At 62.4% G+C, this 8632-nt stretch carries 7 protein-coding genes and 1 pseudogene; 2 read left to right on the top strand and 6 right to left on the bottom strand.

From position 1 onward, the window contains the following. A partial coding sequence (locus tag NQ152_RS16045) for a hypothetical protein (RefSeq protein ID WP_257524705.1) occupies positions 1-323 on the bottom strand: 323 nt, incomplete at its 3' end. Then, positions 323-1498, bottom strand: a pseudogene (locus NQ152_RS16040) (integrase core domain-containing protein). The gene NQ152_RS16045 and the pseudogene NQ152_RS16040, both read right to left, overlap by 1 nt. A 1153-nt stretch (positions 1499-2651) precedes the next feature. On the opposite strand from NQ152_RS16040, the gene NQ152_RS16035 reads away from it, so the two are divergent. Together NQ152_RS16035 and NQ152_RS16030 are read left to right on the top strand one after the other, a co-directional pair. Further along, positions 2652-3773, top strand: coding sequence for a flavin reductase (locus NQ152_RS16035; RefSeq protein ID WP_257524704.1), 1122 nt, complete (start codon positions 2652-2654; stop codon positions 3771-3773). 350 nt (positions 3774-4123) lie between these two features. Further along, on the top strand, positions 4124-4558 hold the full coding sequence (locus NQ152_RS16030) for a hypothetical protein (protein ID WP_257524703.1): 435 nt from the start codon (positions 4124-4126) through the stop codon (positions 4556-4558). 373 nt (positions 4559-4931) lie between these two features. On the opposite strand, the gene NQ152_RS16025 is transcribed toward NQ152_RS16030, so the two are convergent. The 4 genes from NQ152_RS16025 to NQ152_RS16010 all read right to left on the bottom strand — a co-directional run bounded on the left by NQ152_RS16025 (position 4932) and on the right by NQ152_RS16010 (position 8235). Continuing rightward, on the bottom strand, positions 4932-5246 hold the full coding sequence (locus NQ152_RS16025; RefSeq protein WP_257524702.1) for a helix-turn-helix transcriptional regulator: 315 nt from the start codon (positions 5244-5246) through the stop codon (positions 4932-4934). A 229-nt stretch (positions 5247-5475) separates the two neighbouring features. Beyond that, the gene (locus NQ152_RS16020; protein WP_257524701.1) at positions 5476-5958 is read right to left on the bottom strand and encodes a nuclear transport factor 2 family protein; all 483 of its coding nucleotides are present in this window, start codon (positions 5956-5958) and stop codon (positions 5476-5478) included. Further along, positions 5955-6875: a 3-keto-5-aminohexanoate cleavage protein gene (locus NQ152_RS16015; protein ID WP_257524710.1), complete on the bottom strand. Its 921-nt coding sequence runs from the start codon at positions 6873-6875 to the stop codon at positions 5955-5957. Before NQ152_RS16015 ends, NQ152_RS16020 begins: the two co-directional genes overlap by 4 nt. 55 nt (positions 6876-6930) lie before the next feature. Beyond that, positions 6931-8235, bottom strand: a complete 1305-nt coding sequence (locus tag NQ152_RS16010) for an MFS transporter (protein WP_257524700.1) — start codon at positions 8233-8235, stop codon at positions 6931-6933. Positions 8236-8632 lie beyond the last annotated feature (397 nt).

Below are 8632 nucleotides of genomic sequence, written 5' to 3'. Positions count from 1 at the left end.
AGAGCGAAGCGTGAACAACCCAGGAACGAAATCTGTTCACAAATCTGTTCACAAACGCAGATCAGCGCTACTCGAAAGTAGCGCTGATCAGGTATTTTCGTGGCGGTGACGGTGGGATTTGAACCCAGAGAGGTTCGATCCTCCTCGTTCCTGATCGGTCGGAAACCGCGGAACCACGCCATTCTGGGCCGGGTGGAAGCTTGGCCGGACTCGGTTCGATCGGCCCCGATCGCCGCCACTTGTGGGCAGGATGTGGGCACGGCCTCGTGGCCGCCGGAGATCAGGATCTGTGATGTATCAGGATATCCCTGACGAATCTGCATCAGGACATCTCTGACAGTCGATGTATCAGGACATCTCTGACGATCGGTTCGTCCGAGGGCCGCGGGGGTCGGCGGTTGCTGACGTAGGTGACGCCGGGCTTGGGCCATGGGTGCTCGATGATGAGGGTGCCTTGCAGGTCGAAGATCATCACCGTCTTTCCGGCGTCCATGACGCAGACCCGGTGCCCGCCGAGTGCGCGGCCGATGCCGAACTTGATGCCGCAGAACTCGACCGAGTCGCCTGTCTTGCACGATCTTGACCCGGATGTCGTCGGTGACGGCCGGAGGCGGAATCGGCGCCGCGGGTCGAGGAGGCTCGACGGTGGGTATCGCGTCCCACGCCTGCTGCGGCGTGATCCGTCCGGGGAGTGCTTGGTGAGGACGCTCGACGTTATAGATGGCGTCGAACGCGTCGACCTGGGCCTGCAGCCGTTCGAGGTTCTCGGCGAGTGGCTGCTTGTCGAGGTAGCGGAACAGGGTCTGGTGGAACCGCTCGTTCTTGCCTTGGGTAGTCGGCTTGTACGGCTTTCCGGTGATCGGCTCGACGCCCAAGGATCGCAGGTAGGCGACGAGCTGTCCGAGCACGCCGCGTCGGGATGGATTCAACGCGGCGCCGTTGTCCGAGAGCAGCCGCTGCGGAACCCCCCAGGTCGCGACGCCCTTCTTTATGACAACGATCGCGCCCTCGGAAGTCTCACCCCACGCAACGTGGGAAGCGACGGCGAGACGCGAATGGTCGTCGATGAGCTGGAAGATCACGCATTTGCGGCCGCCGGTGAGGACGTATTCGGTCGCGTCGAGCTGCCAGCATGCGTTCGGCGCGGGATAGACGAACCGGCGGAACGCGGCCCTCGGCTTCTTCCGCGGCTCGATCTTTGCCACCCCGGCGTCCCGAAAGATCCGCGCCAACGACGCCGTCGACGGAACGGCTCCATCCCGAGCGACCGCATCTTCTCGTGCACGCTGATCGGCTGATGATCCAAACCGGACTGCTCCAACGCCGCACGCACCGCAACCGCATGCGCGGCGATCCCGTCGCTCAGCTTGCCAGGGTTGCGGTTCGGACGCCTCGACCGCGGCTCCAACGCCGCCGCTGGCCCCTCGGCCGCGGCTCTTCTCCGGATCGCGTAGAACGTCTCCCTCGAGATTCCGTGCTCCGAACAGAAGGTCGTCACCGACCCACGCGGCGCATCCGGCGGCCACTGTGCGATCGCGAGGCGGACACGGGGGTCAACAGGCTCGACACGGCTCATACCTCACACATAGAGGTAGAAGTGTCAGGACCAAACGACACCGAAGCGTCAGAGAACTATTGATTCGGAACCGTCAGGGATGTCCTGATAGATCACACCGGAGATCAGGATCGAGTGCTGCGCTCCGACGCCGCCAGCCTCGAGTTCCCCAGTTCTACGCCCCCAGCATCGCCGGCGTCAACAACGACCCCAGAGCCGAGCCGGAGGGATTTGAACAGCGTCGGCGACAATCTTCCTCCATCACGCTCGGTCCTCACGTGGTCGAATGCGCAGAATCTGGCGGATCCGAGGCTGCCACCGTCTCGCTTGCTCCTGTCCCAGTCGTCCTCGTTCTTGTTCATTCGTGGGCACCGTGTAGGCACGAACGCAGCCCGCGCACTGGGGTAAGGAAGACCGGCTGCTCCAGGCCGACGCCTCGGGTGGCTGAGCTCCAACCTTGCGCGCCTGGACTGGAGGTCCGATCCTATGCCTGTGCGGGTCGGCCCCTTAGCAGGGTGAAATGGCGACCCGGGGATCGGCCGCCGGAAATTCCTTCCGCTCTACGCACCCCAGGCACTTCAGAATCACGTATCCGTGCGGCAGTACCCCTCCACGACCCGACGCCGGCGACTCGACAGAGATGGAAGCTTCCAAGCGTCCACCAAGATGTGCCACCCAATCTGTCCGAATGGCTCGTTTTCGCCCGCCGCTAATGCGTCAGATTGGACCGTCGCCGACCATGTCAGCCGCAGTTTCCGGGAGGGCGGCAACCCACCTTGACAGACGCGCAGACTTCCTAGACGCTTTATACGACCGGCCAACGATAGGAGCCCGGCCGTCGGAGCACAAGATTGAGCGTTCCGACGTTTCGGATTAGCTCGATCGACCAAGCCATGGGTGAGCGTCCGCCCCCATTCCTCTACCTAGCAGTTGCTGATAGGGGGTCGACGAAGAAGTCGAGGTTTGCAATGTTTCGTGGCCCGAACACCCCACCCATCGCGCAAGTGCAGGTCGAATCGGGCTGGACTCGCATTGGGGCCGCCCGATGACCGCACGGCCGCCGACCAGCGAGATAACTCAAAGACACTTTCGCGACGTGCTCGGCAACTTCCCCACCGGAGTCGCCGTAATCACGTCAATCGATCGTGAAGGCGAGCCGGTGGGCATGGCGGTGGGCTCCTTTACGTCGGTTTCGCTTCAACCGCCTCTTGTCGCCTTCCTACCCACTCGCTCTTCCTCTACATTCCCTGCAATCCAAGAAGCTGGCCGGTTCTGCGTGAATATTCTCGCGGGAGGCCAGGAAGCCCTCAGCCAAAGCTTCGCGACCAAGAAATTGGACCGCTTCATGGACGTCAATTGGCAGCCCGCTCCGCGGACCGGCTCACCAATCCTGAGCGATGCTCTCGCCTGGGTGGACTGCGAGATCGAGAAGGTCTACGACGGCGGCGATCACCACATCGTGATCGGTCGAGTCCTCGCACTCGAAGTGGAAAGGCCAGGATTGCCTCTCCTTTACTTTCAAGGGGGCTACGGAACTTTCACACTTCGATCACTCGTGCTGGCGACGAGAGGAAGGCTCAACGAGTCCGCCCGCATTGCAGACGAGGCGCGGGAAGACCTCGAGGGTCTTTCGGCCGACGTTGGCCTCGAATGTCGGGTTTCAGCGCTCGATGGTAACGACTTAACCATCGTTGCCACCACAGGATACGAAGGACCCGCCGACAGGGTCGGTGTAGTTCTGCCCTTCATGCCCAGGTTTGGAATCACTATTGCAGCCTGGGGGCCACCAGAGCTCCGCGAGACATGGTTCGCGGCGTCGCCTATTGAGCTTTCTGCGGAACAGCGCGCGCTGTTAGATGAGGAGCTCGACAGAATTCGTCAACAAGGTTGGACCCTGAGCTACGCAAGCGAACCAGAAGACCAGGCCGCTGAAGCGTTGGAGATGATGGCTGCGTACGGGCTTACACCTCGACTCCACCGTACCCTCGTGGAAGCCAGTCGACAGTTGGTGCCCCTGCCGAATCCGCCGGCGCTCACGACACAGACTGCCGGGTCTGTACGGACGCTCATGGCACCAGTAATAAGCGAGCGAGGGCCGGAGCTGCACCTAACCCTTCACGGATTTCGGCCGGGCAGCGACCTTGCCTTCATAGAGCACGCGCGTGACAAGTTGATTGAAACTTCCCGCAGGGTGAGCGCTCGACTGGGAGGCTGCTGAACATCTGGCGGGTTAGGGCGCACCCGCTGATCGCGGCGGTCGGGTGGTTAAGACTTGGATTATGCAGGTCGTGATCATCGTTCGCGTGATCTTCTAAAGGTGCTTCGTGCGCGGGGCACCTGCTGCGGGTGGGGAGTGCACGCGTTCCTTGCGGAACACCGCCACCGACGGTTCGCGGATGACATTCTCGAAGACTTGTTCCCGTCGGGGCGGGCCGGCCCTCGCTGTCGACCGATGTGCAGCGTGGGTGTTGGGCTCGCGATCGACGCCGGCGGATTGCACCCCTCGACGTTACGTACTGACGGCGCCGGTTGGCGGCCCGCGAGCGGCCGTATCGAATCCTCGACGCGATGCGTGACGTGATCCCGAAGACCGCTGCGGTCGCGGGCAAGCCGCGGCGGGCACTGGACTCGACGATCCTGGACGACGCGGTCGCGCCGCAGAACACCGTCACGCAGCTGACCGCGCAGATCTGCCGGGTCACCCCGCGAGGTCCGCGTCGCCGGCCTGGTCGTGGCCGGACTGCCGGGTCATGGCTACCGCAGCCGGGCAGGCCGGATATCGCGCAAGAGGACCAGGCGGCCCGTGACGAGCTCGTCTCACGCCTCGTGGCCGACGCGAACACGGTCTTGGCTGCGCTCGAGGGTGTCCTGTTGGATGAGCGGCAGCAGGACGCGTCGCGTTGCGCCCGTCGGTCGCCGGTCAAGACGTGGAGCCGGCGGACGAGTTCGACTGCTCTGACGTGCGGTGGCGGATCGCCCGCCAGTCCGCCCCGGATCGGGTGATCTCGACCGTCGACCCGGACACCCGGCACGCGCATATATCGAGGCAGAGCCGACTGGACGGGTTCAAGGCGCATCTGATCGCGGAGCCGGACACGCGCCTGGCCACCGCAGCCGTGCTCTCCAAGGCGTTAGGGGCCGGCACCAGCGAGGGCGCCTGCGACTTGAACGGCTCCCCGAGGAAACCAGCACCGGGGACGCGCCCATGGAGGTGCTGGGTGATTCCGCCCACGGGTTGGGGGCGATGCTCGCCGCGATCCAGGACGCTGGCCATGTTCCACTGTTCACGCCTATGCCGCTGCGCGGCACGATCCCTGGGTACCGCGCGTGCCTCCGTGCGCCCGTTCTAGGACCGTGCACTCTTGCCGCGCGACTGTCACTGCGGATGCGTCGTGTCGTCAAAATCGAGAAACGGTACAAGCCAGTCTTCGAGAAGTATTAGACGTGAACGATTGAGCCGCTGGAGCGTTTTGTAGCCAGACGCAATGGGCTCCACGAGGGCGGTGCTCTGCAAGATACCCAGGTGGCGAGACGCCGCGAAACGCGACAGCTCCAATTCGTCCGCCACTTCGGTGATGGAAGGCATCGGCCGGTTGTCGACCTCCCGGCGGAGCAGCATCTCCAGAGTCGCGCGTCGGTCCGGAGCCGCGACAGCCGAAAAGAGTGCGTTCAGTGCTTCGGCTGCTTCCACGACGAGCTTTCCTAGTCATGCGGCATCTGCGCGACGTGATGAGCTATTGTCCTCTGGTTCAAACTCCGCTCTCGGTTTTCGCCGGCCAGCCACAACGCGATGCAGCGGACGCGCGGAAGCGCCCCAGACCCGATTCAACCGGAGCGACCCCATTGGGCGTTCTCCAGCAGCCCGGCGATGAATGGGCTGGCCTGCGTCGAGGAGTTCATCCGCGGAGACGCCATGCTGCTCACGGCGCCAACGAACGCGGTAATTTGCGGCGTTCAGCCCGCGGTGCAAGGGGCATTGCGCCCCCTTCTTCGGGCGATGACCCGTCCTGCAGCGCCGTATTCTTCCACCAGTACTCCACAACGCGATCCTCGAACCGCCACGCTCCTGAATCATCACGAGCAATCCGATCCTTGTATTCGCCGAACGAATCAATGCCGTGCGGCCCGACGATCGTGAAGTGCGCCCGTCCCGTCAGAACCCGGGTCCCGGTCGGCGGCGTAGTGATTGTCACGTTCGTGCACTGATGCAAGTACCCGGCCCGCCCGTGAGTGCGAAACCGCTCGACGATTTCTACAGCGGTATAGGACTCCGTACCGTCGCGCTCACCGAAAACCGCGTTAGATGTGAAGCACTCGGCTATTGCGTCGAAGCTTCGCGAGTCGACCGCGTGGCAGTAGCGCGCGTACAGATCCAGAATAGCCAAGTGGTCAACCGGACTCATGATCGTCCGATCGCGGTGGCCGCCGCGCCCTTGAGTCCCAGCATGTCGCGAACGTCGGCCGGTGCTGCTACCTCACGATCGAGTGCATGGACGATGCCACGGGCGTACTCGACCTGTTGGTCGTTCCCGGTGGCAAGGCGACCGCGGCCCGCGTACAAGTTGTCTTCCAGCCCAACCCGGACGTGGGCTCCGGCGGCGACAGAGTGAGCGGCGAACGACTTCTGATTGCGTCCCGCGGCGAAGCATGAAAGGTAATAGTCCTCCCCGAAAAGCTTGTCCGCAATCGTCATCATGTGAGAGAGATTCGCCATGTCGGCTCCTATGCCGCCGATAATACCAAGGACTGACTGGATGAAGAACGGCGGCCGTACGAGGCCGCGATCAACAAAATGAGCAAGAGAGTACAGATGCCCGACGTCATAGCATTCGAACTCGAAGCGTGTACCGTGGCCGTCCCCTAGTTCACGCATGGTGTACTCGATCTGATCGAATGTGTTCGCGAAGATGCGGCTCGAGGACCCGCGGATGTACGGCTCTTCCCAGTCGTACTCCCACACAGAGCGCTTGGCAGCGATGCCTTCAAAGACAAAGTTCATCGATCCCATGTTCAGCGACGCGAGTTCGGGACTCAGTTCCTTCGCTGCGGCCAGCCGATCCTCTACCGTCATGTCGGTACTGCCACCGGTCGTGATGTTGATGATGGCATCGGTGCGCGCCGCAATCTCCTCAACGAAGGGTCGGTATGTTGCTGGCCGAGCGTCGGGCCGCCCATCCTTTGGATTCCGGGCATGCAGGTGCAGTACCGCAGCGCCAGCTTTGACCGCAGCGATCGATTGCGTCGCGATCTCTTCCGCGGTGATAGGCAGGGCTGGCGACAAGCTGGGCGTGTGCACGGACCCCGTCACAGCACAGCTGATGATGACCTTCTTTGACTTCTTGATGGAGATCTCCTATGCGTCGAATAACTGAGTGTCAGCTGAGGACTTTGCCGCGGGTTTCTGGCATAAGCACCAAAACGATGACCAACGTGACGGCGGCAACGGCGATCAGGTACCACGATGCGGCGAGAGCGATTCCCGTACCCGCGACGAGAGCCGCGGCCACAAGGGGACCAGGGCCGGCAATGAGAGCCTGCGCCGTGTTGAACGTGATGCCGACCGCCGATGAGCGCGAAGAACCCGGGAACGCTTCGGCGATGGAGACGTACGTTGTGGTCTGAACCATCGAGTGACTGATAGCCAACAGCGCAAAGCCAATAATCGCCCACACCAGTGCGCCGGTGTTCATCAGGAGTAGCACTGGGATGATCAGCACCAACCACCCGACCAAACCGATCACCATAGTCGGGCGACGCCCGATGCGATCAGAGAGAGCTCCGGCGAGCGGACAGCAGATGGCGCCGCCTAAGAGCATCCCAACTGAGACGATGATCAGCGCGGGGGTGCGGTCGAAGCCGGCGGTCGTGGTGAGGTGCGTGATCATGTAGGTGGCCAGGTAATACGAACCGACCCCGGCCATGCCCGACACGAAGAACGCGAAGACGATGTTCTTTCCTCCCCATCGCCGGGGGTTTGCGTTTCCGAGCGTCGCTTGGCCACTAGCTTTCATAGCTTCGAAGACTGGCGACTCGTCGAGCTTGAACCGGATGTACAGACCGATCACCGAAAGCGGTGCCGCAATTAGGAACGGCAGGCGCCATCCCCAGGCGAGCAGTGCGTCTTCCGGCAGGGACAACTGAATGCTCAGCGCAACCAGGCTCGCTATGCCGACGGTTCCCATTCCGGTCGCGGGAACGACCGAGGAGTAGAGCCCGCGGCGATCGGCTGGGGACATCTCATTCATGTAAGTGATTGCGCCGCCACTCTCGCCACCCGTGGAGATGCCTTGTATCAGCCGCAGGAGCACCAGGAGAATGGGAGCCGCGACTCCGATCGCCTCGTATGTCGGCAACAGTCCGATGAACGCTGTGCTGAACCCCATAAGGAGAACGGACGCAATCAAGCTCACCTTGCGGCCGTAGCGGTCACCTATGGGACCGAAGATGAATCCACCCAGTGGCCGCGCAAAGAAGCTCACGCCGAACACCGCGAGGGCACTCAAAGTTCCCACGACGGGGGAATCGCTCGCGAAGAAGACCTGACCGATGATGACGGCGAAGAATCCGTACATCGTAAAGTCAAAGAACTCCAGCGCGTTCCCGATACCTACCGATACCGCAACTCGAGTGCGGTTTATGGTGCGATGTGCCGGCTCACGCACGACGGAATTGGTGGCCATAGTTGCCTCGACTTCCTTGTCGACACCCGGAATGCAACGATCGGGTGGAGAGCGGCGCTTGCTCGCCCTTGGCTTGGTCGATTGAACAGATTGGCTGTCGAGATGGGCAGACGCCTCTCGACGTGACCGAGGTTCGGATCGTTGGCCAGCGAGCACAGCTTCTTATAGTCCTTTTCACTTGTCAAGTTCCCATCTCGCGAACACGGCATCGCTGCTGGATGACGCCGCCGACGAAGGGTTGGTGGGGGCGCAAGATTAAGGCATACTGGCCCTGTCGGTGGCATTCGACCTCTTCCAGTCCGCACGCACGGCGCATGACGGCAGGGGCAACGGGGCCAGTCCCGCCAAGGATGGATGAACGGTCCCCTTGTTTCACTGGAGGTTGACCTTTGTCCAT

It is taken from the genome of Microbacterium sp. zg.B48 (assembly GCF_024623505.1).
GTDB lineage: Bacteria > Actinomycetota > Actinomycetes > Actinomycetales > Microbacteriaceae > Microbacterium.
This window is presented reverse-complemented; position numbering and strand designations above follow the sequence as displayed.

What these genes read in the sequence shown, in the direction of transcription:
- NQ152_RS16030 (WP_257524703.1), top strand. Translation starts at nt 4,124, where the DNA reads ATGCGTGACGTGATCCCGAAGACCGCTGCGGTCGCGGGCAAGCCGCGG.
- NQ152_RS16020 (WP_257524701.1), bottom strand. Translation starts at nt 5,958, where the DNA reads ATGAGTCCGGTTGACCACTTGGCTATTCTGGATCTGTACGCGCGCTAC.
- NQ152_RS16010 (WP_257524700.1), bottom strand. Translation starts at nt 8,235, where the DNA reads ATGGCCACCAATTCCGTCGTGCGTGAGCCGGCACATCGCACCATAAAC.